Origin of the sequence: Priestia sp. SIMBA_032 (assembly GCF_046535215.1) — a bacterium.
GTDB classification, from domain to species: Bacteria; Bacillota; Bacilli; order Bacillales; family Bacillaceae_H; genus Priestia; species Priestia aryabhattai.
In genome coordinates, this window is record NZ_JAWRXD010000017.1 from 46,598 (window position 1) to 70,673 (window position 24,076).

Genomic DNA, 24,076 nt, shown 5'->3' on the forward strand with positions numbered 1-24,076 from the left:
TACGTAAGTTCCAAAAGAATGGGATATGGAGGAAAGGAGACATTAACATGAAAATATCTATAGGTGCGATTATAAAAAATTGTATTTGTACAGTTGAATTTATTTATCTGTATGTGTTGCTCTCTTTTGTAGAATTACAAGTTATTATGATAAAATCACTGCCAATGAAGTAGTTTTTTTCCCTAAAAGATGCAAAATATATATACTTTTAAAGATGTATTCATTATGCATTTTTTTGAAGTCAAACTATTTCTTTTAATGAAACAGATCTGAATCTCTCTTGTGGTCATACTCAAGTTTTTTACTTCTAACATAAAATTCATTTGTTTTCATAATGCTCATTTTTTAATAATTTTTAAAAGGTTAAATTATATTATATTAAATATAATTGATAAAATATCCAAAATTTAATTTAATCTTCCTAACGAAAAACAAAAAAAAGAGAAGGTTTTATCCTTCTCTTGCATTAGTTAATAACAGATTGTTCTTATATTGATTATATTCGTCAAAATACTTATCCCACATCCGAACGGTCATTTGTAAAATCGTGGGATCAATATTTTTAACATTTTTCATCCATTCTTCAAAAGTCCTATACGCCATAATGAACATCCCTTTTTTCTTTTTATTCAAAATTATATAACAATTTCGAATATATATTCGCATCTAATTTTTTACATATTGACATACGTTACCTTTTTTTACCGGAATCCAATCTCATTAACACTTTAGAGAAGGAACGTAGGTAAGTTAATCAAAGTTTATAACGTTTTTTCTTACGAGCCAAAGTAGTAAGATCAATTCCCAATATATCTGCACAATGTTTCATTGGTTTATATGTTGATAAATAATGAGAAAGGACTTTCTTTTCATATTCATTAATAAGGTGTTTCAGAGGGGTTTTATTAGTCGATTCAGGAATACTCTCGATTTCAGTAGGGACTATTTCACTTTTTTTAACGCGTAATTTAATTGGAATTAAGGGTTCATCAATTACATCCTCATCAGATATAATCATTAGTTGTTCGACTACATTTTTTAGTTCACGGATATTTCCAGGCCAATGGTATGAAAGTAAAAGGTCTACGGCTGAAGGAGAAAACGACCTGTTCATATTGTGTTTATTATTATACATATTAAGAAAATGGACTAAAAGGGCAAAAACATCTTCGGGCCTTTCCTTGAGTGTGGGGATATTGATGGGTAATACGTTTAATCTAAAATAGAGATCACGTCTAAACTTTTTTTCTTTTATCATTCCCTCTAGATTTGCATTAGTTGCAGCTATAACTTTCACATCTATTGGTATTTGTTTTATGCCACCTACTCTTTGAATCTTCATGTCTTGTAGTACCCCTAATAACTTCACCTGAAGTGAAAGAGGCATTTCTCCAACTTCATCTAGAAATATGGTTCCATTATGGGCCACTTCAAACAGCCCAACTTTACCTTGCCTTCCAGCACCTGTAAAGGCTCCAGCTTCATAGCCGAAAAGTTCAGATTCTAGTAGATGCTCAGGAATTGCTCCACAATTGATTTTCACGAATGGACCTTTATCCTTACGATCACTTATTGTGTGAATATAATTGGCTAGTACATCTTTACCTACCCCGGATTCTCCTAAAATTAAAACGGGTGTATCCACTGTAGAGAACTTGTGAGCAAGAGAGATAACTTTTTCCATTGAAGGGCTACGATAAATGATTTGATTACCGTCAATATTTGTTAGCTGAACCTCTTGTAATGTTTGTTTATAAGTCTCAGTAAGTGCAAATGTTTCATTTAATTGATGTTTTAGCTTATTAAGTTCTGTCAGATCCCTCACATTTCCAATACTATAAAGAAGTTGTCCTTTATCATTAAAAACAGGAGTTGCGGAGATTAAAGCTTCAATTCCTGTAGGATATGTAACTAATTTTGTAACAACCTCTCCTTTAGAGATTGAATCTAATGATGCAGAACCTTTTAACCAACCCCTTTCAATAATCTCATGAACCGTATAGTTGTCTAATTGAGAAGGGAGTAAACCTGACATACGTAAAAATGAATCATTGTACCAGGTTGTTCGGCCATCTGGATCTGTTATTGTTATGCCGTCATATGAACTGCCTATCAGTTTACGAAGTAACAACTCTGAATCCTGTTTTTCTTGAGAAAGCTTTTTACGATCTAGTGTAGGCTTATTAAGATTTTTCATTGATCTTCCATCCCCTTAATAAGTTTTATGGTAAAAATGCTATATATATTGCAATTTTACCATAGCAGAAATACCAATAGATGTTTTCAATGTCCAATTTAGTATTAATTTTTCAAATCAGAACGTGGATTAGGATGTCAGTTTTTAATTGGCATGAAACTTGCAGTTTATTTAATTAATAATAAAAGGAGGGATTATTTAACTAAACACTAAGACTGTTCAAACAGAAAGAATAAGATTCGACTTATCATTGTTCGTTTTATATTTAAGAAAATGATGTCTACTAATTGACACGATGGAGATGGGGGATTTTATGTTAACTTTGAGTGAAAAACACGACTTAACTGGACAACTTGCAATTATAACGGGAGCTGCGCGTGGCATTGGTTCGTCATGTGCATACGCATTAGCTCGAAATGGAGCAAATGTAGTGATTGTTGATTTATTACCAGCAGATGAAATCATTAATAAAATTCAAACAGATTTTCCTTATTGTGAAGCAACATCTTATAGAATTGATATTCGGAATAGAGAAGAAGTTCAAAAAGTTATAAATGAAAGCGTTAACAAATTTGGCGGAATTGATATTTTAGTTAATAACGCTGGTACTTGTGGGCGTAAAGGGCTTGAAAATATTACAGATGATGATTGGTCTCGGGATCTAGACACCAATTTGGGGGGAACGTTCTTATTCACTCAACTTGCGATTTATCCTCATATGATTAATCAAGGATATGGAAAAGTAGTAAATGTTAGTTCGATTTCTGGAATTATGGGTGGGCCAACCTCTAGCTATGAAGGAACTGATTCCGGACGTTCTGGTCCAGCTTACGCAGCTTCAAAAGGTGCAGTTATTGCTTTCACTAAATGGGTGGCCAAGGAAGTAGGTAAGTATGGGATTACTTGCAATAGTGTAGCACCTGGGGCAGTAAGTACGGAAATGACACAAAATTTAACCTATGCCTTAGACAATCAACCAATTAAGCGATTTGGAAAACCAGAGGATATAGCAGAAGCCGTAGTCTATCTTGCTTCTCCTGCCTCAAATTATACCACAGGACAAGTAGTTAAAGTATGCGGAGGACTTGCGATTGGATGAAAAAGGAGGAATACAATGATTACTGAAAAAGTTCAAAATCACTCTGTTTATGATAAAGAAAATGGCATTATTTTTGGGGCATTAGCAGCCGGATCTGACATTATGGAAGGTATTATACAGGAATATGAGCAGTATGGTGTTCAATCTGGTGTTGTTACTTGTATCGGTTCACTTGCTCAAGCTGGATACGTTTATCTTATAAATGATGATATGGAGAAACTTTCTTATAGTAATCTAATTGTTGAAAAAGGACCAATTGAGCTAATAAAGGGAACAGGCTTTTTATGTCGAAATGAGGATGGAGAAACTGACTTCCATTTACATGCCCTATTCGGAGATGACAAAGGAAATGTTTTTGGAGGCCATATTTTTCCAGGCAATAATCCTACATTAATTACAGTAGAATTCTCCATTCAAGTCGGTAAAAGTATTGAAGCAGTTCGTACTTTCAAACCACAGCTCGGTTTTAAAACACTTACTTTTCAGAAAGTAGCACCGGAAAATGGAAATGTTTCAGATTAAGCCTTTTGGTTCTATTAAAAATAATCGATGAATATTGTAACCTTTATTATCGCTCGCTTAATGCCGATTTGGATTGTTATATCAGCAGCTCTTGCTTTATGGATTCCTGAGGCTTTTCGCTTCTTAGGATCTACAACAGAATGGGCTCTTGCTCTAATTCTATTTATGATGGGTCTCACCCTAGAAAGAAAGCGCTTACTAAAACTTGCGCGCAAGCCTGTTCGACCACTGTCTGGTTCCTTAGGAAAATGGGTAATCGCTCCCTTGATTTCTATAGGGCTTGCCGTGTTATTTTTCGGGATGTCGGAACTATCATATGGAATCATAATGGCAGGCATTGTCCCTAGTGGTACATCTGCAAATCTAAATACTTTTATTGCAAAAGGAGATGTATCTTTAAGCCTTGCTATGTCAAGTTTTGATACCCTGGTCGGGCCCTTTATTGCGCCTTTTTTAATCAAGGTATTGATAGGCTCGAGTGTAGATTTTGATTACTTTTCTTTTTGGCTTAAGATGATTTGTGTTGTGTTCCTTCCCTTAATGGTGGGAATATCTCTCCAATCTATCTTTCCATATCTGAGTAAAGGTATAAAACCGTTTATACCCATCATATCTTCTTTGGCTTTATACACTGTCGTATTAGGTATTCTTTCTAATGCAAAGTCTGTCTTATTACAAGATATTTCAATATTGTTCCCCATTGCTATTTGCGTTTTTTTACAGGTAACACTCCAAATGGTATGCGGATATGGTTATGCAAAATTGCTACGCTATAGTGAAGCTGAATGCCGGGCGATTTTATTTGAAGTCGGGATTTGCAACTCTGCTTTGGCAGCAGTTTTAGCCAACGATACATTTGGTTCTATGGCAAGCGTAGCAGCAATGGCAAATATGGTTTGTAATTTAGTTATAGGAAGTTTTATAGCTGCTATATTAGCCTCAACAAAGAATTCAGCGTATAGTTCAATTACTATTATTGAAAACAAAGGAGAGTAAATATGAATATTCCAAAAGCACGTTGGTATCGAATTGGCTTTCTTCTCTTTCTAGTTTATCTAGTAGCTTTCATTGATCGCTCCAATATAGGGATGGCAGCACCTACAATGGTAAAATCCATGGGTCTTTCATCAACTGCTGTTGGAGTTTTACTATCTGCCTTTTTCTGGGGATATATAGTTACTCAACTTCCAGGGGGATGGGCTGCAGGGAAATATAGTGCTAAAAAAGTAATAATCTTTGCTTTATTATTACTAGGTATAGCAGCAGTTTTCACCGGGTTAGTTCACAGCTTTAAAGTACTTCTCTTTCTCCGTTTTGTTATGGGTCTTGCTGAAGGGATTTTATGGCCAGCATTTGCAATTTTCTTTGTAAATTGGTATGCCAATAATGAAAGAGCTAGAGCTATTAGTTTTTCTGAGATGGCACTACCTATCTCTTCTATTATCATGGCGCCGATTGCAGGATGGATGATTGAAAAATGGGATTATAAAATGATGTTTCTTTTGCAGGGAATCCCTCCTCTTCTCTTAGCTGTATTATTTACGTGGTTGGTTGCAGATTCCCCAGAGAAAGATCGTTACATCTCAAAAGAAGAACGTGACTACATTTTAAAGAATCGTGCAAAGGATGAACAAGAAAAAGGTTCCATTTTTAATGTTTTAGGAAACCCGCGTATCTGGGTTTTCTGTGTTGTATATTTCTTATGGATTACAGGAATGTATAGCTTTGGACTATGGTTACCCACTCTAATGAAGGAACTAAGTAATACAGGAATTGGTACTGTAGGCTGGTTAACAGCAATTCCTTTCGTCTTGGCTGGTATTGCTATGTACATTAATGCTACTTTGTCTGATCATAGAGAAGGAAATCATGCTTTGTTTGTAGCAGTTCCACTACTTATTGGTGGCCTTGCATTAATTGCTCAGGCTTTCGTTGGCTCAAGTCTTATAGCACATATGATTGTATTAGTAATTGCCGGTATAGGTATATATTCTGCATTTGGACCTTGGTGGGCATGGGCAATGTCGTTCGTACCACGCAATCAGGCGGGGACTGCAAATGGATTTATCAACCTATGCGGTAATTTTGGTGGTATTGTAGGACCTATAGTTGTTGGAGCAGTGTCAGATAACAATAATCTTAGTAACGGATTCACTCTACTTGGATTTTGCCTTATTGCTGCATCGCTTGTTGTTATTTTAGTTATTAGAAGATTTGAAATTCCAAAGACAGAAGCTGAAACGCCTGTGGATCCTTATTTGACTACTGAGACAAATTGATCATTCCAAAAGTTAATTATTGTTCGGATAAATATAATAAAGAGTAAAGTAACTATTTTCATCAAGCAATAAATAAAGGAATTCTGATACAAAATCTTTAAAATTAAAAGAAAAAGTACGGCATCAATTTGGTTCACCAAATGACTTATGAAGAGTTGATGAATTTTATATTCACTTTAGTGAACGTGCCTATAGTTGTAGTGAGTTTAGACATGCCTACATTTGATTTTTTATCCAATTAAATTAAAAAATAAACAAGCAGCCAAGAGCTTTTTAAGAAAGCCTTGGCTTTTTAGTATGCTTTTAGAACTCACTAAATATCAGTGTGAATAAGACTCCTGTCCCCTGTGAAACTTCAACAATGAAAAGAAGGTTTTCTAAGATTGTTTTAATTTCAGAAAGCTTTTTGTTATGTATTGGTAAAAATGCGTAAAATATGGCGTTTTCGCCAATGCATCTTTGCTATTATCTATAAAAATATAAATATTAACCAATGATTAAAATAAAGCAAATACTAGAGTTTATAAATAAATATCTAATCTATTTTACTTGGCATGGAACTTGCAAAGTAAATGAATAAGTAAGGTAATTTCAAATTTACTCATATTTTTGAAAGCGCAATCATTTCGCTTGAAGGGGTGGTTTTATGTCAATTTTGACTAGTAATAATCTGAAAGATCAATATTCAACAGAAATGCTTCTCCATATGTACGAAGATATGGTGAGAATTAGAAAATTTGAAATGCAAGCAACCGTATGCTTTTCAGCAGGAGAACTTGCAGGAAATATTCATACTTGCGTTGGTCAAGAGGCTACAGCTGTTGGTTCCTGTCAAGCACTAGAAAAAACGGACTTTATCACATCTACTCATCGCGGACACGGCCACTGTATTGGGAAGGGAGCCAAAACAGATAAAGTAATGGCAGAACTCTTTGGAAAGGTAACAGGTTATTGTCGTGGCAAGGGCGGTTCCATGCATGTTGCTGATCTCGGATTAGGAATACTTGGGGCAAATGGAATTGTAGGTGCTGGGTTACCAATTGCAACAGGTTCTGCATTAACATCGAAAATTAGAGAAAGTGGCGAAGTTACATTGGCATTCTTCGGTGATGCTGGATCAAATCATGGAACATTTCATGAATCTATTAACATGGCAGCAGCTTGGAATCTTCCTGTTGTATATCTTTGTGAAAACAATCTATATGGTGTATCGGTTGATATTCATTCAGTCATTAACACAGAAACAATCGCAGAACGTGCTCAAGCCTATGGTATTCCAGGTGTAACTGTAGACGGGAATGATGTTTTGGCTGTATACGAGGCAGTGAAAACTGCTGTACAACATGCTAGGGAGGGGAAAGGGCCATCTATTGTAGAGTGTCAGACCTATCGTATCCGTGGACACTATGAAGGTGACCCATCTAGCTATCGACCTAAAGAATTAACTGAAGAATGGAAGAAAAAAGATCCTATTGAAAGGTTTAGAGACCATCTCTTAAAACATGGAGTGTCGGAAGATGATTTATCTGCCATTGATACAGCAATGGATAAGGAAATAAAAGAAGCTTATGAATTTGCTAAATCCTCACCATATCCAGATGTAAGTGAAGTCACATTGGATGTATATGCCTCAGAAAACGAAAGGAGTGTTATTCGATGAGAAAATTAAGTATGAGTAAGGCCATTAGAGAGGCCATGCATGAAGAAATGGTAAGGGATGAAAATGTAATCGTTATTGGCGAGGATTTAGGAAAAATGGGTAGTCCATTTGGTGTCACCCTAGGATTCTTGGATGAGTTTGGTCCCAATAGAGTAATTGAAACACCTATATGTGAGTCAGGATTTACTGGGATGGCAGTAGGGGCAGCAATGCGTGGAATTCGTCCCGTGGTTGAATTAATGTATGTGGATTTTGTTGGTGTTGCTGCAGATCCTATCATTAACCAGGCAGCAAAAATGAGATACATGACAGGTGGCCAGGTGAGTATTCCAATGGTTATACGTGCACCTATGGGTGCTGGAAGACGTAACGCAGGTCAACATTCACAGTGTTTAGAAACATACTTTACACATATACCGGGTTTAAAGCTTGTATGTCCCTCAACACCTGCAGAGGCAAAGGGCTTGCTAAAAGCTGCTATTCGGGATGACGATCCTGTCGTTTTCTTAGAGCACAAGCTGCTTTATGCAGATAAAGGTGAGATGACTGAGGAGGAGCAAGTTATTCCTCTAGGTTTAGCAAACGTAAAGCGTGAAGGTAATGACGTAACCATTATTGCATGGTCCAGACAAGTGTTATTTGCATTAGAAGCTGCGAAAGAACTCGAAAAAGATGGAATTGATGTGGAGGTAATTGACCTTCGTACGCTTGTTCCATTGGACTGGGAAGCCATAAAAAAATCCGTTTGTAAAACACATAATGTAGTAATAGCACAAGAAGGTTATAAGAGAAGTGGCTTTGCAGGGGAAATTGCTACTCAAATTATGGAAGAATTGTTTGATGAACTGGATTCCCCTGTGGAACGTGTAGCAGGTTTGAATACGGTCCCACCATATAGCCCACCACTTGAGGACGTTTTCTTTCCTAACTCAAATGACATTGTGAGAGCAGTAAAAAAAGTAGTTAGCTATAAGCTGTATGAGGGGGCTCATTAATATGGCTACAGAGATTAAGATGCCTCAATTAGGATTAACAATGACGGAGGGCACAATTGATGAATGGATTAAGAAGGAAGGGGATATTGTAAAAAAGGGTGATGCTCTTGTAAGTATCTCTACAGATAAGATAGTTAGTGAGATTGAAAGTGAAGTAGATGGAATACTGCATAAAATTTACGTTCAGGATGGTGAAGACGTGCCTGTTCAGGGCTTGCTTGCCATCGTGGGAGATGCAGATGAACAAATTACAATAAACACTAATTCTCCAAAAATAGAGTCTCAAGATAATGTGGAAATAGAGGAAGAGAAGAACTCTCTTCCTATGGGTAAAATACAAGGTAATCGTATCAAGGCCTCCCCGTTAGCGAAAAAGATGGCTATAAAAATGGGAGCAGATTTAACTCAAATTACGGGTACAGGTTACGGTGGAAGAATTATACAGAGGGATATATTATCTCATGAACAAAACAGGGTGAAAAATGAACCTCAAGAAGACTTAAAAGAAACACATATTCAAGCAAAATCCTCTACAGAAAACATGGAAAATAGTGAGCCATTGACAAGTATGCGCAAGGTGATTGGAAAGAGAATGGTAGAAAGCAAACTTAACGCACCACACGTCACAATTACTACTGAGGCGAATGTGGACCAAATGGTTGCACTCAGAAATAAGTTTAATAAAAAAAATGGGGAAATCCGTTTAAGTTATACAGATATTTTAGTGAAAATGACTGCGACAGCTCTAAGACATATACCTATGATGAATACCTCTATTGAGGAAGATCGAATTATTATCCATGACAAGATAAATATTGGCGTGGCAGTCGCCTTGGATGGGGGATTAGTTGTACCTGTAGTAAGGGACGCAGACCGTAAGGGATTTATGGCTATATCTAAAGATGTAAGAGACCTAGCAGCCAAAGCAAGAGAGAATAAACTCTCTGGAGATGAGTTAACTGGGGGAACTTTTACCATCAGTAACCTTGGAAACTATGAGGTAGATGCGTTTACACCGATTATTAATTTACCTGAGAGTGCTATTTTGGGTGTAGGTCGAATCGTAAGAAAGCCTATTGTAAATGAAAACGATGAAATTGTTCCAGCCTCTATGATGGTACTTAGTTTATCCTTTGATCACCGAGTTGTAGATGGGGCATTGGCAGCACAATTACTTAAAATGATTAAGGGCTATTTGGAGGATCCTGATCAGATGCATTTATAAAAAAAGGAAATATGATTCGTGGACAGTGAGAAGCTGCTATTTTTCTATTTCATATACACATGGGAATAGTAGCTTTATTCTCGTTAAAATACACAAATTAAGTATCGAGTGTGGTTAAAGAAAGGAGGACAATTTATTATGGATAAAACAAAAGTTGTTGTTATTGGTGGAGGACCTGGAGGATATGTTGCTGCCATTAGAGCGGCCCAGCTAGGAGGCGAAGTTGTCCTAGTGGAAAAAGAACATATAGGTGGTACCTGCTTAAATATTGGGTGTATACCTACAAAAGCTTTACTTCACACTGCAGAGGTTTATGAAGAAGCCAAAAATGGCTCAGAGTGTGGAGTTGTCACAAATGTAAAACTAGACTTTCCTAAAGCACAGTCTAGGAAAAACGCAATTACCAAGCAATTAGTAGATGGAGTAAAAAGTTTACTCGCGGCAAATAAAGTAAAAGTTATTTCAGGATTAGCATCATTTAGTGGTAAGAATACAATCCACGTAAGGACGAAAGATGGAAAAGTTGAAGAATTAAGGGCGGATCGCTTTATTATTGCTACAGGTTCTGTTCCAGTAATGCCCCAGGTACCTGGAATTGATGCCAAGCAATGTATCGATAGCACAGGAGCTCTTGAACTTCAGGAAATTCCAAAAAGAATGGTTATTATCGGTGGAGGTGTAATAGGGGTTGAGTTTGCAACCTTATATGGCACGCTTGGCTGTCGAGTAACGATTATCGAAATGCAAAAAGAAATATTACCAATGATGGACGGAGAGCTTACAAAGATTCTTCGTTCGAAACTAGCTCAAAAGAATGTCAATGTTTATACAGAATCTAAAGTTACCTCTATCAAGGATGAAGAGACAGAAGCCAAGGTAACAGTTGAATTGAGCGATGGTACAAAGAAGGTGTTTAGCTGCGAGAAGGCTTTGATTTCGGTCGGAAGAAAAACAAATACAGAGGCTCTCGCATTAGAGAAGGCAGGAGTTTTGAATGACAGAGGAAGAATTACTGTCAATGAACAAATGGAGACAAATGTAAAAGGAATATATGCAATCGGTGACTGCACAGGTAAAAGTATGTTAGCTCATGTTGCATCTGCTCATGGCGAAGTTGCAGCAGAAAATGCATTAGGCCATAAGAGTAGTTTTGATATTAAAACAAATCCATCTTGTGTCTACACGAATCCCGAGTTTGCTTCCGTTGGCTTAACAGAGGAAATGGCAAAGGAGCAGAATATAGACTATTTCGTTGGAAAGTTCCCACTGTTTGCTAATGGGAAGTCCCTCATAATGGACGGCGGAACTGGAATGATTAAATTGATTGTAGGCAAAGAGTTCAAGGAGATATTAGGGGCACATATAATTGGACCGAGAGCAACAGACTTGATAGCTGAATGTGCACTTGCAATAGGCCTTGAAGCGACAGTTGATGAAGTAATTGCGACTATCCATGCTCATCCTACAGTGGGGGAAGCAATTAGGGAGGCAGCGTTGGCTGAGGAACAAAGAGCTATTCATATTCCAAATAAAAAAGCAGTTTTATCTTAAGACAGTGGAGGGCATCGGAAAATGAAAAAAATTGGCTTTATAGGATTGGGAGTAATGGGACTCCCTATGGCCATTAATTTGGTCAAAAAAGCTGCTTTCCCAGTTATGGGCTTCGATATTTTTGAGGAAAAAAGGGAGCTATTTAAAAATAACGGTGGAATATCTGTGAATAAAATAGAAGATATCTATTATAACTGTGACATCATATTCCTATGCTTACCTACCAACGGTCTTGTAAAAATAAGTATTCAGGAGATCATCGATACAGGAAGAAAAGGAATTATTATTGTAGATTTAAGTTCAACAGCTCCAAATACAATAGAGGAAATGTATATACAATCCAAGAAGAATGAAATAAGACTACTTGATTCGCCTGTTAGTGGAGGGGAAATCGGGGCAATAGAAGGAACACTCGTCTTAATGTGCGGTGGTGATCAGGAAATATTTGATGAGATTCAACCATTACTTCTTTGCATGGGAAGTTCAGTTACATATATGGGAGCATCAGGGTGTGGAAGTATTGCTAAACTTGCGAATAATATGATTGCTGGTTGCTATATTGGCGCAATGAGCGAAGGTTTTGCCTTTGCAGTAAAAGCAGGAATTGACCCAGAAACGCTTTTTTATGCGATAAAGGATGGCTACGCGGGAAGTAAGATAATGAATGATAAGATACCGAAAATTATCAACAGAAATTTTGAGGCAAGTGCAAGAATAGCTGTACATCAAAAAGACCTTAAAAATGCAGTCCAACTGGCAGTAGAATTAGGTGTTGAAATTCCTATGTCCAAAATGATCTTAGATTATATGAACAAGATGGAAAAGTTAGGGAAGGTCAATGAGGATCATTGCGCCATTGCTAAAGTATATGAAGGGAGCATGGGTGTAGAAATTAAAAAGAATGCAGTTAAGGTTCAGTAAAGTAAAAAACATTGCAGCCAATATTTTTATAAATTAATTTAGATGTTTAACTAAAATAAGAGTTAAAAAGGGCGGTTATTCCCGCCCTTTTTTCGTTACTGTATAAAACAAAAACAAGTGGATTCTATGTATTCTTTTCTTAAACGAATTCATCCTGAATCCTTTCTTCTACCAGTTGTAGCACCTCTTTATTCGGTCCTCGAAAACGAATGGTTTTACGACCATTAATCCCACGTTTTGGTTCGTCAGTTTCAAAAACTATTCCTTTTTGTTTGTAGTCGAGAATTGTTTTATCCATATTACTGACTATAAATGCTAAATGATTTACTAGCCCATACTCAGAGTACGAAGTAGTTGGGGATAAATCATGAAGTAGTTCAATTTCAAAACCTGGCAATCCATCATGAGATAGAAAAGCGATTTCCTTTTGATTGTTCATTATTCTAATACGCAATTTAAAACCCAAAAGATGTTCATAAAAACTAATTGATTCGTCCATGTCAGACACCATTATACCTACATGCTCTATTCTCTTAATCATAGGACCTCCATACATAGAAAATATATTTAGTAATTAGTTCGACAGAGAATATATGAGTCCTTTTTGTTAAAACATCCTATCAACGCGGTAACACTAACGAAATAGATACCAATTACTAAATGCAGTGATTATTTCTTAAATACATGTAGCTAATTCAGTAAACTTGCTTGTCTAATCAAAAAATTCCCCAACATCTAAATTAGAACGAAATGAAGACCAGTGTGTGCATGACAAATCGTATATTTCAGATTCTAAAAAGAAGTAAACAAAGGAAAATCAAAAAGAGAAGGGAAAAAAACCTCACTTTTTTGCCGCCTATTTTAGGTTCTCAGGATTTAGGCACTCTAACTTTAGAAGAACAAATCTACCGTCTTTTCTAATTAGTACATCGTCAAAGTAAATTTCTCCACCACCATATTCTGGGCGTTGAATGATTTCCGTTATAAACTTCTTTGTAAGCTTGACCTGGAGTGAAGTGGAAGCTTTTATCAATTTTTTCATCAAATAGAATGTCTTTCATTGGTTCTAAGATATATGGGTTAACACCAATAGCAAATTCACCAATATAGCGTGCACCTTCATCTGTATTTAAGATTTCATTTAGCTTTTCAGTGTTATTTGCGGTAGCTTCTACAATTTTACCGCCTTTAAATGTAATTTTTACGTTCTCAAATACAAAGCCTTCATGTGGTGTAGGAACGTTGTAAGAGATAATACCGTTAAACTAAATACGAATAACTTATATTTGTTTTATGAACTAATATTAAACCCCCAGCATTTTAACAATAATTGGACAGCATCTTCTAACTCACCTTCAGGAATTCCAGCAAAACCAAAAACAATATTAGGAGGGTTTTCTTGTTCTTTTTCAAATGAGTAAGTGGATAATGGATATACCTTTATAGCTTCATCACCTGCTCTTCGAACCAATTCTTTTTCATCCATCCCATTATTAACCATAAGAACGATATGAAGGCCAGAATGCCCACCAATAATAGAGAGTTTATCTTGATACGGTTTTAATAATTCTAATACTCTTTCAAGCTTACGACGGTAAATCTTTCGCATTCTGTTTAAATGTCTCTCAAAATCACCTTTTTTTAAAAATTGAGCTAAAATATGTTGGTCAATTCTTGAGACAGAAGAGGAGTTATAGAAAGATAGTTTTTCTTTATATTGTTGTAGAAGAGGCCTTGGTAGCACCATATAACTAATCCTAATAGATGGCATTAGAGATTTTGAAAAAGTGCCCAAATAAATTATTTTCCCGCCGAGATCCATGCTCTGCAAGGCAGGAATGGACTTTCCACTATAGCGAAATTCACTATCATAATCATCTTCTATTATATAACGGTTCTTATCTTCTGCAGCCCATTTTAATAGCTTAGTCCGTCGATTTATTGATAACACAGTACCATACGGAAAGTGGTGGGAAGGGGCTAAGTAAACGGCATTAATATTTTTCCGATGAACATCTTCTACTTTTACACCTTCTTCATCCACTCCAAGAGGATAAACTTCATTTTGAAAACTCTTGAGCATCTTTAAAATTAAATGGTAACCTGGATCCTCCACACCATAAATCGTTTCTTTGTTAAAGAGGAGCAAGAGTTGGTGTAATAAGTTTTCAATCCCAGCCCCAACGATAATTTGATTAGGTGAACATTGTACTCCTCGAGCGTGATACAAATAATGAGCAATTTCCTCCCGTAATTCTATTTCTCCTTGTGAGTCTCCAAGTAATAATAAGGAGTGATTATCCTTATTAATTGTGTCTTTGGCATGCTTACGCCAAATGGAAAAAGGGAAATTTTCAGTATCAATCGAGCTTGGATGAAAATTGTATTTCATGTCTTTCTTAGTTATTTCAATATTCTCCCGCAAATGATGGTTTACTTGTATATATTCTAAGTCGTCATAGGCCATAACAAAGTATCCTTTACGTGGAGATGCCTCTACATATCCTTCTGCAGCCAGTTGCTCATAAGCTGTCTCAACAGTATTCCGACCTATTTTTAGAAAACTAGATAGCTTCCGTTTGGATGGTAATTTTGTTCCGTAAGAAAGGCGTCCTTCTATGATTTCTTTTTTTATATGCGAATATAATTGTTCGTATAGTGGTATACCATTTAGTCTATTTAATTGACATGATAACATTTCCACTTCTAACAACCTCCCTGTAACTGGACCTATTGTTTTTTGAAAAACTGGTACTTCCAATAAAGTCAATTACTTTTTATACTATTTCATATATTCGTAAAATACAAGAGTTAGTGAAATGGAGTGTATGAAATGAAGAAATCATTAGGTACTGATCGTGTAAAACGAGGAATGGCAGAAATGCAAAAAGGTGGCGTTATCATGGACGTTATCAATGCAGAGCAAGCAAAAATTGCAGAAGCAGCAGGTGCTGTTGCTGTTATGGCACTAGAACGCGTTCCAGCTGATATTCGAGCAGCAGGTGGCGTGTCTCGTATGGCAGATCCGACAATTGTAGAGGAAGTAATGAATGCTGTATCTATTCCGGTTATGGCAAAAGCGAGAATTGGGCACATTGTAGAAGCACGTGTACTAGAAGCAATGGGTGTAGACTATATTGATGAAAGTGAAGTACTTACACCTGCGGATGAGGAATTTCACCTTAACAAAAGCACATTCACGGTGCCATTTGTTTGTGGATGCCGTGATTTAGGAGAAGCAGCAAGACGAATTGGTGAAGGTGCTGCCATGCTTCGTACAAAAGGTGAACCCGGAACAGGAAACATTGTAGAAGCAGTACGCCATATGCGTAAAGTAAATGCGCAGGTACGTAAAGTTGTGGGTATGGACGAAAATGAGCTCATGACAGAAGCAAAACTATTAGGCGCTCCTTATGAGTTATTACTGCAAATTAAACGTGAAGGTCGTTTACCAGTTGTCAACTTTGCAGCAGGCGGCGTAGCAACACCAGCAGACGCAGCGTTAATGATGCAATTAGGAGCAGATGGTGTGTTCGTTGGATCAGGTATCTTTAAATCGGATAATCCAGAAAAATTTGCTCGTTCAATCGTAGAAGCAACGACTCATTATGAAGATTACGAGTTAATTGCAAAGCTCTCAAAGGGCTTAGGGAATGCGATGAAAGGCATTGAAATTTCTTCGATTTCACTAGAGAATCGCATGCAAGAACGAGGCTGGTAATTTATAAATAAATAATGTCTCTTACGGGAAGCTATTCTTTTTACTGACTCAGTTTTTTCCTTGAAATATAAAGGTTATTTCTGAAAAGCTAATTTTTGTTATTGAAAATACCATTGCTTATTCTAAGCAATGGTATTTTTTCCTTCTCTATCCTTAATGATTTTTCGATGATCACAAAAAGGATTTCTAATATCCATATATCAGGAGCCGAACTGATTTCATCGTATGGACGCTTCCATCCTCCATAGATAAAGATAAGTCCTACTAAAATCATACAACAAATAATAACAACTGCCATTCAAGTCCTGCTTTCTCTTATAGTCTAAATACCGCCTAAATGCTTTTCTTCATGCCACACTCTCGACATTAACGTAAGAAAACGCCACCTTTTACGGAACTTTTAAAGTAAGATGAATTGCAATTATCGAATCGGCCACTAACCTTATCCAGGAATTCAGCATAGTCATACACTTTATCAAGATCAATTTCTTGCTCTTTTATTTCTTCTAGGTTAATCACTCTTTTCTATTTGGCTTTTATTAATTTACCACAAAAAGTGAAGGTGAAATTATTTTATGTAAAACGAACATCAATTAGTTCACTTAACCTCATTTTGTTCTTTAATTCAAACACTTCATCGATAAAAACAAACAAATTCCTCAGGGAATCAACAAATTGTATGAAATCTATTTCTCAATTACTTGAGGAGAAAGGAAGCCTTAATCTTTATATAGCAAGGCTTCTTTTTGATAAGTTTCTTCTATATTATATGGTTTTTATTAAGACACAGATTTAATTTCCTCGGTTAAACATAAAAAGCTTCTACGTCTTTATTCCTTAAAGGAAGGTCAATTTCCTCAATGATTTTCCTTTTTGTAAAGTCCTTCATAATTTGATCCAAAAACTGTACTATTTCTCACCATGATATAAAGTGATTTCATCAAGTTCATCAAGCTTAATGAGTTTATAGATTCATTTAATTTCAATAAAAAGTAAATAACTAAATTATCAATAGAAATCATTTGCTATAATGGGAAATATGACTCTTTTAATATAATTATAGGAATGCAGTGAATAATAGTTATATCCTTCGGGAAAAACTCAAAAGATGCTAATTAGTTTCAATATATATAGGGGGAGAAAAGAAAATGAAAAAAATGTTATTTGCTATGGCTATGTGTGGAATGCTGGTTGCTTGCTCAAGTACGACAGAGGATACTTCAACTAGTGAAGAAGTAAAGAAAGAGGAAACAAAGCCACAAAAAGAAACTAAGCCTAAAGAAGATACAACTAATACAGAATCAAAAGAAACAACAGCAAAAACTGAGGAACCTAAAGAAGAAAAAGAGGCTCCTACTGTAGATGAAAGTCAATTCAATATGTACGCTGGAAGCTTGACAGGTGGTACGTTCATTACTACTACTGAGTTACAAGACGCAAACAAAGCTATTGTTAAATATGCTGATTCATTCGCAACATACAAAGCAGAAAATCCAAATAGCTCTGTAACAGAAGATGATTACAAGATGTATTTTGAAGGTGGAGACGCAATTCAAAAGATCATGGTAGGAGAGCCGGCGAGATTGCTGAAACAGTTTGAAGGTTTAGAATCAGTATCACTAACTTTACCGTTTGAAGGCAAAATATACTCTACAGAAATTACACGAGAAGAATTAAACAGCTACTTAGGTTTTAAGATTGAGAGTCTAGGTGAAGATAGTGAGGCATGGAGAACTAAGTTTTCAGATGAATATATTTATAACGAGACTAAACGACAAGAGATGTTTAATAAGTTCGTGAAGATTCAATAATAACTCAACAGAGTGAGTATAAAAAGGCATTAGGCACCGTGCGTCTAGAGGTTTCTTCCTCTAGGGTTGCAATATAAAATGATGTCGAGGGAGAGAAAAGAAATGGTAGATTTTTTAGGTGTTATTGGTTTATTAGGGTTTATAGTGTTTTTAATTTGGGGAATTGTTAGAGCTATACGAAAGAAGAAAGCTAAAAAATATTTCTTAATCTCTGTTGGTAGTTTAATTCTTTTTTTAGTTTTTGCAGTTATTGGTGGACAACAAATGCAAAAAGAAGAGGAAGCGCAACAAGCTAAAGAGGCTAAAATGCAAGCTGAAAGAGAAGCAAGAATTGAGAAGAAAACGGCCACTACAGCTAGTGCAACTGCAAAGCCTACCCTTAAGTTTGTAGAAGCAGCAGGAATCATTTATAAAATGGTAGGGGATACAAGAAGTGCAGATGTTGATATGACTAAAGCCAAATTTATTAAAACAAGCGTCATGAAAGGTTATCTTACTACTAAGATGAAAGACCATGTTTACATGTATGCTGATGTAGATAAATCGGGAGAATGGATTCAAGCAACATTTGATGATAAAGACAATGTAGTTAAGAAAGTGGAGATGAGCCCTAACTTAGAAAAGAAAGTAGTTGCTTCTGTAGATAAAGAAAAAGCAACAGAGACAGCTAAGAAAGAAGAGGCTCAAAAGAAAGCTGATGAACAAAAGAAACAAGAAGAGCAAAAAGCTAAAGAAGAAGCTCAAGCTAAAGCAGCAGAAGAGAAACGTAAGCAGGAAGAAGCAACTCGTACTGCTGAAGAAAAACGTGTAGCTGAACAGAAACAAAAAGAACAAGAAGCATTACAAGCAAAACAACAAGCTGAAGCAGAACAAGCACGTAGGGAAGCTGAGGAAAAAGCTCAGGCAGAAGCTGAAGCTCAACAACAGCAACAAACTCAAACAGCTACATTTGCAAACTGTACAGAAGTTCGCGCAGCAGGAAGAGCACCAATTAGACAAGGTGAGCCAGGATTCCAAGCAAAGTTTGACCGTGATGGTGACGGAATTGGCTGTGATCAGTAATAACTCATTATTAATAAATTATAAAAAACAATGAGAAGTAAGCCTCTAGAATTTTCTAGGGGCTTTTTGTGTTATCTTGAAATTTAATTAAGTAAGGTTTTTTAACCAAGCTATCGTTCGAATGACTTGAAACGGTTCAAACCAAGTTATTAAAAATAACACTATAAAAAAGGAAAACAGTGAGAAGAACTTCAAAACTCCTCTTTCCTGTTTAGCGATAGCTATAAAGCTTAATACGATTCCAATTAAAAGAGAGATAAATCCTAAGAGGACAATGAGGTCAGAATAAGAATCCATATTCCAATTTAAACCGAAAAAGAATACTCCTAAAACTAACATGCCTGTTGATAATGTACTGAATAGTTTCACAATTACACCCCCAGATGTAATTTTACCATTTTTTTACGTTTTGGCGGGTGTGAAAAATCAATATTCACCTTAAACAGTCAAAAATCAATAGCGAACTTCCATATAACTAACGGTAATAAAAAGAAATGATACCACAGTAGGTGATCTTTAGATGGTCATGGAATATGTGCTCTTATTTTATATGTTGGGGATTGGCCTAGTCGCTTATATTTTTCATAAAATGGACAAGAGATATAAAAAAGTTTCAAGGACTAAAATAGAACGTATTGAGGAACAGTGGGAGCATGACAAATTGTATGCTCCCACTTCTAAAAACATATAAATAAAGGGTGAAAACCCCTCACTTTTTTGCTCTTTATTTTAGGTTTTCAGGATTTAAGCACTCTAACTCTGGAAGAACAAATCTACCATCTTTTCTAATTAGTACATCGTCAAAGTAAATTTCTCCACCACCGTATTCTGGACGTTGAATCATAACCATATCCCAGTGAACGTTTGAATCATTTCCGTTATAAGCTTCTTTGTAAGCTTAACCTGGAGTGAAGTGGAAGCTTCCATCAATTTTTTCATCAAATAGAATGTCTTTCATTGGTTCTAAGATATATGGGTTAACACCAATAGCAAATTCACCAATATAGCGTGCACCTTCATCTGTATCTAAGATGTCATTTAGTTTTTCAGTGTTATTTGCGGTAGCTTCTACAATTTTACCGCCTTTAAATGTAAGTTTTACGTTCTCAAATACAAAGCCTTCATATGGTGTAGGAACGTTGTAAGAGATAATACCGTTAACACTTGATTTAACTGGAGCTGTATAGACTTCACCATCGGGAATGTTACGAAGGCCTGAACATTTAATTGCTGGAATATCTTTAATAGAAAAGCTCAAATCTGTGTCTTTACCGACTAAGCGTACTTTGTCTGTTTTGTTCATAAGGGCTTCTAAAGAATCCATTGCTTTATCCATATTCTTATAATCCATTGTACAAACGTCATAATAGAACTTTTTAAACGCTTCTGTACTCATCCCTGATAGTTGAGCAAATGAGCCGTTTGGATAACGTAAAATAACCCATTTCGTCTCGTTGACACGCACATCTAAGTGTACTTCCTTCACATAAATAGTATTATATAATTTCATTTTGTCGCTTGGAACATCATTTAGTTCATAAATATTGTCACTGCCACGAATGCCAATGTATGCTTGCATTTGCTTCATTTGATTTTTATCATAATCAGCCCAGGTGCGGATTTGTTCCTCAGTAGCGTTTAATAACATTTTACGGGTTACTTGTTGGTTACGAAGGTTTACAAATGGATTACCGCCAGCATTATATACTTCTTTTATTAATTCGTTAACCAACTCAATATCAATATCAAATGCTTCAATTAAGACATTTTCGCCTTTTTGAACATCTGTAGAATAATGAACTAATTTCTTTGCTAATTCCGAATTAGGATTTACAGTCATGAATGATCTCTCCACTTCCATTTTAAAATAAGAGCATTATACCAATTTATTTTCTATAAAATGTGATTTTTTCCTTTTTTCTTGAGAATCTTATGAGTTGTGACATATGAGTAGTAAAAAGTGGAGGAAGCTTAAAATCATAAAAGTAAGGCGTGGTATAATAACCAAAAAAGAAACTCTCCGAGTGGCTTTATTAAGTACATAAAGCCTGTATTAATGCAGTAACACTAACGAAGTAGATACTGATTACCAAACGAAGTAGTTATTCTTTTGATACTAAGTAGCTACCGCAGTAAGATTGCATGTTTACTCCTAGAAATAAAAAAAACCGATACCGCAGTAGGTGATCTTTAAGTAATGATGGAATACCTCCTCTTTTTTGGGATGTTAGAGGGTTGGACTATTGGCCTTTGTTTTTCATGAGATGGGAGAAAAACAAAAGGGTGTCCTACTAACTGAGATTTTACTATAGAAAAAAGCTCTACAATTAACGTAGAGCTTTTTCGTAATGTAGTACAATTATTTTTTGTTTGTTATCATTGAGCTTCATTGACAAATCGAACTTTATCGATTTATAATGTGTGTATGGACAAGGTAAATATTTTTAAATCACTTTCAAATGAGGCTCGATTACAGATTTTAGAATGGCTTAAAGACCCTACTGCTCATTTTGGACCACAAGATGGAATTGATTTGATAGAAGTTGGTGTGTGTGTTAGTCAAATAACAGAAAAGTTAAACATGACACAATCTACTGCTTCCCAATACCTATCAACGTTACAAAGAGCTGGTTTAATAAAGGCAACAAGAATTGGTAAATGGACTTACTATAAAAGGGATGAGGAAGCCATAAAAAATCTTGGTTTATACATTCAAACAGACCTGTAAAAACAACTAAATTCGGATAAGAATTTAGTTGTTTTTACCATCTAATATATCGACAATTCACAATATGTTTATATATTTTTTATCAAAACATATCGACAATTCTTAATATGTGAATTTGAAAAGTGTGATTTAGGTTAATTTCCTTGTTAACAAATAAAATTATATGTGAAGAGAGGATTTGAGCTCATGAAAGCATGGCAAAGACAAGGCGTTGGATTAGAAAATTTAAAATTGGTGGATTTACCTACACCAGAACCTGGACCGAAACAACTTCTTGTTCGTGTAAAGGCTGTTTCACTTAACTTTCGTGATAAAGCAATTGTTGATGGGGTTTATTTGCCCCATCTAATGACACAACCATTCGTACCTGTATCGGATGCATCTGGGGAAGTAGTAAAGGTAGGTTCAGAGGTAACAAAGTTTAAAAAAGGCGACCGTGTAACTTCTCATATGTTTACTAAATGGAAGGATGGAACTCCAAATAAAGATGATGGTGCTCATGCTTTAGGAGGACCAAAAAATGGCGGGTTAGCAGAATACATGCTGCTTAATGAGGACGCAACTGTAATGACACCAGTTACCTTGACTGATGAGGAAGCTTCAACACTTCCTATTGCTGCATTTACTGTTTGGTTTTCGTTGGTTGAATATGGAAAAATAAAAGCAGGAGATACGGTGCTTGTACAAGGAACTGGAGGAGTTTCAGTATACGCTGTTCAAATTGCTTCAGCACTAGGAGCAAAAGTTATTGCAACAAGCAGCAGCAACGAAAAATTAGAAAGAGTAAAAGCACTGGGTGCAAAAGAGGTTATAAACTATGCAGAGACTCCAGATTGGGAAAAAGAAGTATTAAAAATTACTGAAGGTAAAGGTGTAAACCATATTCTAGAAGTAGTTGGTGGTCAAAGTATTAACCGTTCAATTGAAGCTCTTGCTCTTCAAGGTCATATTTATATTATTGGTTTCTTGGAAAGTATGATGGCAGAAGTGAATGTATTCTCATTATTAGCAAAACAAGCTCATATCCAGGGGATTAACGTAGGACATCGTAGAGCTTTTGAGGATATGATTAGAGCTTTTGATGAGCTTGATATTAGACCTGTCATTGATACGGTGTACTCATTTGATGAAGCCCTTGATGCGTATAAACACCTGTATAAAGGGGCATTTGGTAAAATTGTAATAAAAGTTTCTGAGTAAAGAAAATTTTCAACAACTAAAATACAAAAGTCCTTGATTTTCCAAGGCTTTTATTGTTTATAAAAAAAGCCGGAATATTAGAATGTGAAGGAATGTACTTAAATTAACGGGGGCTTTTGTTGAATAAAGGGGTCATACATATTATATATGTCTAATATGTATGACCCCTTATTTTATCTATATTATTTTAAATTTAGTCTTGATAATACCTTATCTGGATATTCAGCGTAGTCATACACTTTATCAAGATCTATCTCTTGCTGCTCTTTCTCTTCCATGTTGATCACTCTTTTCTAATTGACTCTTCTTAGATTACCATAAATAGTGAGCATGGATTATCTAACATCTTCTATAATTTCTTAAAATGAAGCATACATCTTTAAAGGCTGCCATTCACCGGATAACATTACTTCTATCTTTTTATAGAGGTCCACCTTCAAAACCAATAGGCCATCCGTTCTTGTTGAATTTTACTTTATACTGAAATGCATTGGGATAATCCCCGTAAACAAAAGCTAAAGTAAATCCTGCAAGAATATTGCTATCAAAATTTAAAAGCCGCCCGAAGGTTATAGTGGACAGATAATAGGCACCGGATTTTTGTGCAGGGATGAATTGCTTTAAATACTCTAATGCCCGTTTAAGATATATATGTAATTGTTTCAATATACAATCAGCCATTTCAACAAACTCCTCATATGGCTTTTCACTATTTCCCTCTACAGTTATTTCAACTTCTTCCCATTCTCCTATATCCGCACTACAAAACCATTGCCTTGTAAAAGGAACTTCAGCTTCGTGTTCACAACTATTCCATTTTTCTGTTGCATTTTCATCCAATGGTTTAGATAGAACAAGCTTTTGATACCAATTTTGTTTGAAGTTAGAGATTGTATAGTTCTGTTCACAGAACTCAAAACGACTCATTTATTCACCCCTCAATTATAAGTTTTTTACTACTATGTAGAAATATGCTCTTAGCTCGCTACGTTCAATTTTAGTACTACATAAAGCGAACATCAATTAGCTCACTTAACTTCATTTTGTTTTTTAATTCAAATACTTCATCGATAAAAACAAACAAATTCCCCAGGGAATCAACAAA

The 24,076-nt window shown here is 35.7% G+C and carries 23 protein-coding genes and 2 pseudogenes; 14 read left to right on the top strand and 11 right to left on the bottom strand.

All coding sequences use genetic code 11. The features are described 5' to 3' along the window. Window positions 1-450 precede the first annotated feature (450 nt). Together SB717_RS27230 and SB717_RS27235 are read right to left on the bottom strand one after the other, a co-directional pair. Complete coding sequence (locus SB717_RS27230) at window positions 451-603, bottom strand: hypothetical protein (RefSeq protein WP_410905647.1); 153 nt, start codon at window positions 601-603, stop codon at window positions 451-453. A 151-nt stretch (window positions 604-754) separates the two neighbouring features. Then, window positions 755-2,197 carry a sigma-54 interaction domain-containing protein gene (locus tag SB717_RS27235; RefSeq protein ID WP_410905649.1) on the bottom strand — a complete coding sequence of 481 codons (1,443 nt, stop codon included), beginning with the start codon at window positions 2,195-2,197 and terminating at the stop codon, window positions 755-757. 313 nt (window positions 2,198-2,510) lie between these two features. On the opposite strand from SB717_RS27235, the gene SB717_RS27240 reads away from it, so the two are divergent. From SB717_RS27240 to SB717_RS27280, 9 genes are all read left to right on the top strand, one after another. After that, window positions 2,511-3,296, top strand: a complete 786-nt coding sequence (locus SB717_RS27240) for an SDR family NAD(P)-dependent oxidoreductase (RefSeq protein ID WP_410905651.1) — start codon at window positions 2,511-2,513, stop codon at window positions 3,294-3,296. Between the two features lie 15 nt (window positions 3,297-3,311). After that, window positions 3,312-3,818 (top strand): PPC domain-containing DNA-binding protein, encoded by a 507-nt coding sequence (locus SB717_RS27245; protein WP_410905653.1) that lies wholly within the window; start codon window positions 3,312-3,314, stop codon window positions 3,816-3,818. A gap of 27 nt (window positions 3,819-3,845) precedes the next feature. Continuing rightward, window positions 3,846-4,814: a bile acid:sodium symporter family protein gene (locus SB717_RS27250; protein WP_410905655.1), complete on the top strand. Its 969-nt coding sequence runs from the start codon at window positions 3,846-3,848 to the stop codon at window positions 4,812-4,814. 2 nt (window positions 4,815-4,816) lie between these two features. Beyond that, window positions 4,817-6,097, top strand: a complete 1,281-nt coding sequence (locus tag SB717_RS27255; protein WP_410905657.1) for an MFS transporter — start codon at window positions 4,817-4,819, stop codon at window positions 6,095-6,097. Window positions 6,098-6,743: 646 nt separating this feature from the next. Then, window positions 6,744-7,757 carry a thiamine pyrophosphate-dependent dehydrogenase E1 component subunit alpha gene (locus SB717_RS27260; protein ID WP_410905659.1) on the top strand — a complete coding sequence of 338 codons (1,014 nt, stop codon included), beginning with the start codon at window positions 6,744-6,746 and terminating at the stop codon, window positions 7,755-7,757. Then, complete coding sequence (locus SB717_RS27265; protein WP_410905661.1) at window positions 7,754-8,752, top strand: alpha-ketoacid dehydrogenase subunit beta; 999 nt, start codon at window positions 7,754-7,756, stop codon at window positions 8,750-8,752. Before SB717_RS27260 ends, SB717_RS27265 begins: the two co-directional genes overlap by 4 nt. A 1-nt stretch (window position 8,753) precedes the next feature. After that, window positions 8,754-9,977, top strand: coding sequence for a dihydrolipoamide acetyltransferase family protein (locus SB717_RS27270; RefSeq protein WP_410905663.1), 1,224 nt, complete (start codon window positions 8,754-8,756; stop codon window positions 9,975-9,977). Window positions 9,978-10,115: 138 nt separating this feature from the next. Further along, the gene (lpdA, locus tag SB717_RS27275) at window positions 10,116-11,528 is read left to right on the top strand and encodes a dihydrolipoyl dehydrogenase (RefSeq protein ID WP_410905665.1); all 1,413 of its coding nucleotides are present in this window, start codon (window positions 10,116-10,118) and stop codon (window positions 11,526-11,528) included. A gap of 21 nt (window positions 11,529-11,549) precedes the next feature. Further along, a complete protein-coding gene (locus SB717_RS27280; protein ID WP_410905667.1) occupies window positions 11,550-12,449 on the top strand; it encodes an NAD(P)-dependent oxidoreductase in 900 nt (299 codons plus the stop codon). 139 nt (window positions 12,450-12,588) lie between these two features. Here SB717_RS27280 and SB717_RS27285 read toward each other — a convergent pair whose 3' ends face one another. The 3 genes and pseudogenes from SB717_RS27285 to pdxR all read right to left on the bottom strand — a co-directional run bounded on the left by SB717_RS27285 (window position 12,589) and on the right by pdxR (window position 15,153). Continuing rightward, window positions 12,589-12,990, bottom strand: a complete 402-nt coding sequence (locus tag SB717_RS27285; protein ID WP_410905669.1) for a VOC family protein — start codon at window positions 12,988-12,990, stop codon at window positions 12,589-12,591. Window positions 12,991-13,305: 315 nt separating this feature from the next. After that, window positions 13,306-13,711 (bottom strand): annotated as a pseudogene (locus SB717_RS27290) (aminopeptidase); the annotation flags it as partial. Window positions 13,712-13,740: 29 nt separating this feature from the next. Then, window positions 13,741-15,153, bottom strand: a complete 1,413-nt coding sequence (pdxR, locus tag SB717_RS27295) for a MocR-like pyridoxine biosynthesis transcription factor PdxR (RefSeq protein WP_410905671.1) — start codon at window positions 15,151-15,153, stop codon at window positions 13,741-13,743. 129 nt (window positions 15,154-15,282) lie between these two features. Between pdxR and pdxS the strand changes: the two genes are divergently transcribed. After that, complete coding sequence (pdxS, locus tag SB717_RS27300; RefSeq protein WP_410905673.1) at window positions 15,283-16,170, top strand: pyridoxal 5'-phosphate synthase lyase subunit PdxS; 888 nt, start codon at window positions 15,283-15,285, stop codon at window positions 16,168-16,170. 88 nt (window positions 16,171-16,258) lie between these two features. Here pdxS and SB717_RS27305 read toward each other — a convergent pair whose 3' ends face one another. From SB717_RS27305 to SB717_RS27310, 3 genes are all read right to left on the bottom strand, one after another. Then, on the bottom strand, window positions 16,259-16,468 hold the full coding sequence (locus SB717_RS27305; RefSeq protein WP_221790409.1) for a hypothetical protein: 210 nt from the start codon (window positions 16,466-16,468) through the stop codon (window positions 16,259-16,261). Between the two features lie 68 nt (window positions 16,469-16,536). Continuing rightward, window positions 16,537-16,686 (bottom strand): DUF8096 family protein, encoded by a 150-nt coding sequence (locus SB717_RS40280; RefSeq protein ID WP_486360771.1) that lies wholly within the window; start codon window positions 16,684-16,686, stop codon window positions 16,537-16,539. A 289-nt stretch (window positions 16,687-16,975) separates the two neighbouring features. Further along, entirely contained in the window at window positions 16,976-17,059 is an 84-nt protein-coding gene (locus SB717_RS27310) for an IDEAL domain-containing protein (RefSeq protein WP_260511464.1), read from the bottom strand. A 259-nt stretch (window positions 17,060-17,318) separates the two neighbouring features. On the opposite strand from SB717_RS27310, the gene SB717_RS27315 reads away from it, so the two are divergent. Then, on the top strand, window positions 17,319-17,981 hold the full coding sequence (locus SB717_RS27315; RefSeq protein ID WP_260511459.1) for a hypothetical protein: 663 nt from the start codon (window positions 17,319-17,321) through the stop codon (window positions 17,979-17,981). Window positions 17,982-18,083: 102 nt separating this feature from the next. Next, window positions 18,084-19,043, top strand: coding sequence for an excalibur calcium-binding domain-containing protein (locus SB717_RS27320; RefSeq protein ID WP_410905675.1), 960 nt, complete (start codon window positions 18,084-18,086; stop codon window positions 19,041-19,043). Between the two features lie 87 nt (window positions 19,044-19,130). On the opposite strand, the gene SB717_RS27325 is transcribed toward SB717_RS27320, so the two are convergent. Together SB717_RS27325 and SB717_RS27330 are read right to left on the bottom strand one after the other, a co-directional pair. Then, a complete protein-coding gene (locus tag SB717_RS27325) occupies window positions 19,131-19,412 on the bottom strand; it encodes a hypothetical protein (protein ID WP_216885549.1) in 282 nt (93 codons plus the stop codon). 355 nt (window positions 19,413-19,767) lie between these two features. Beyond that, window positions 19,768-20,883 (bottom strand): annotated as a pseudogene (locus tag SB717_RS27330) (aminopeptidase). A 585-nt stretch (window positions 20,884-21,468) separates the two neighbouring features. Between SB717_RS27330 and SB717_RS27335 the strand changes: the two are divergent. Continuing rightward, window positions 21,469-21,771: an ArsR/SmtB family transcription factor gene (locus SB717_RS27335; RefSeq protein ID WP_048686829.1), complete on the top strand. Its 303-nt coding sequence runs from the start codon at window positions 21,469-21,471 to the stop codon at window positions 21,769-21,771. A 186-nt stretch (window positions 21,772-21,957) separates the two neighbouring features. Next, entirely contained in the window at window positions 21,958-22,971 is a 1,014-nt protein-coding gene (locus SB717_RS27340) for a zinc-dependent alcohol dehydrogenase family protein (RefSeq protein ID WP_410905678.1), read from the top strand. Between the two features lie 420 nt (window positions 22,972-23,391). On the opposite strand, the gene SB717_RS27345 is transcribed toward SB717_RS27340, so the two are convergent. Next, entirely contained in the window at window positions 23,392-23,898 is a 507-nt protein-coding gene (locus SB717_RS27345) for a hypothetical protein (protein ID WP_410905680.1), read from the bottom strand. Window positions 23,899-24,076: the final 178 nt, after the last annotated feature.

Bases quoted from the DNA above. Each gene is read 5' to 3' on its own strand.
- pdxS (WP_410905673.1), top strand. From the start codon at position 15,283: ATGAAGAAATCATTAGGTACTGATCGTGTAAAACGAGGAATGGCAGAA.
- lpdA (WP_410905665.1), top strand. From the start codon at position 10,116: ATGGATAAAACAAAAGTTGTTGTTATTGGTGGAGGACCTGGAGGATAT.
- SB717_RS27280 (WP_410905667.1), top strand. From the start codon at position 11,550: ATGAAAAAAATTGGCTTTATAGGATTGGGAGTAATGGGACTCCCTATG.
- SB717_RS27340 (WP_410905678.1), top strand. From the start codon at position 21,958: ATGAAAGCATGGCAAAGACAAGGCGTTGGATTAGAAAATTTAAAATTG.
- SB717_RS27285 (WP_410905669.1), bottom strand. From the start codon at position 12,990: ATGATTAAGAGAATAGAGCATGTAGGTATAATGGTGTCTGACATGGAC.
- SB717_RS27305 (WP_221790409.1), bottom strand. From the start codon at position 16,468: ATGGCAGTTGTTATTATTTGTTGTATGATTTTAGTAGGACTTATCTTT.
- SB717_RS27265 (WP_410905661.1), top strand. From the start codon at position 7,754: ATGAGAAAATTAAGTATGAGTAAGGCCATTAGAGAGGCCATGCATGAA.
- SB717_RS27345 (WP_410905680.1), bottom strand. From the start codon at position 23,898: ATGAGTCGTTTTGAGTTCTGTGAACAGAACTATACAATCTCTAACTTC.
- SB717_RS27310 (WP_260511464.1), bottom strand. From the start codon at position 17,059: ATGAAGGACTTTACAAAAAGGAAAATCATTGAGGAAATTGACCTTCCT.
- SB717_RS27235 (WP_410905649.1), bottom strand. From the start codon at position 2,197: ATGAAAAATCTTAATAAGCCTACACTAGATCGTAAAAAGCTTTCTCAA.
- SB717_RS27260 (WP_410905659.1), top strand. From the start codon at position 6,744: ATGTCAATTTTGACTAGTAATAATCTGAAAGATCAATATTCAACAGAA.
- SB717_RS27245 (WP_410905653.1), top strand. From the start codon at position 3,312: ATGATTACTGAAAAAGTTCAAAATCACTCTGTTTATGATAAAGAAAAT.
- SB717_RS27230 (WP_410905647.1), bottom strand. From the start codon at position 603: ATGGCGTATAGGACTTTTGAAGAATGGATGAAAAATGTTAAAAATATT.
- SB717_RS27320 (WP_410905675.1), top strand. From the start codon at position 18,084: ATGGTAGATTTTTTAGGTGTTATTGGTTTATTAGGGTTTATAGTGTTT.
- SB717_RS27315 (WP_260511459.1), top strand. From the start codon at position 17,319: ATGAAAAAAATGTTATTTGCTATGGCTATGTGTGGAATGCTGGTTGCT.
- SB717_RS27255 (WP_410905657.1), top strand. From the start codon at position 4,817: ATGAATATTCCAAAAGCACGTTGGTATCGAATTGGCTTTCTTCTCTTT.
- SB717_RS27250 (WP_410905655.1), top strand. From the start codon at position 3,846: ATGAATATTGTAACCTTTATTATCGCTCGCTTAATGCCGATTTGGATT.
- SB717_RS27270 (WP_410905663.1), top strand. From the start codon at position 8,754: ATGGCTACAGAGATTAAGATGCCTCAATTAGGATTAACAATGACGGAG.
- SB717_RS27335 (WP_048686829.1), top strand. From the start codon at position 21,469: ATGGACAAGGTAAATATTTTTAAATCACTTTCAAATGAGGCTCGATTA.
- SB717_RS27240 (WP_410905651.1), top strand. From the start codon at position 2,511: ATGTTAACTTTGAGTGAAAAACACGACTTAACTGGACAACTTGCAATT.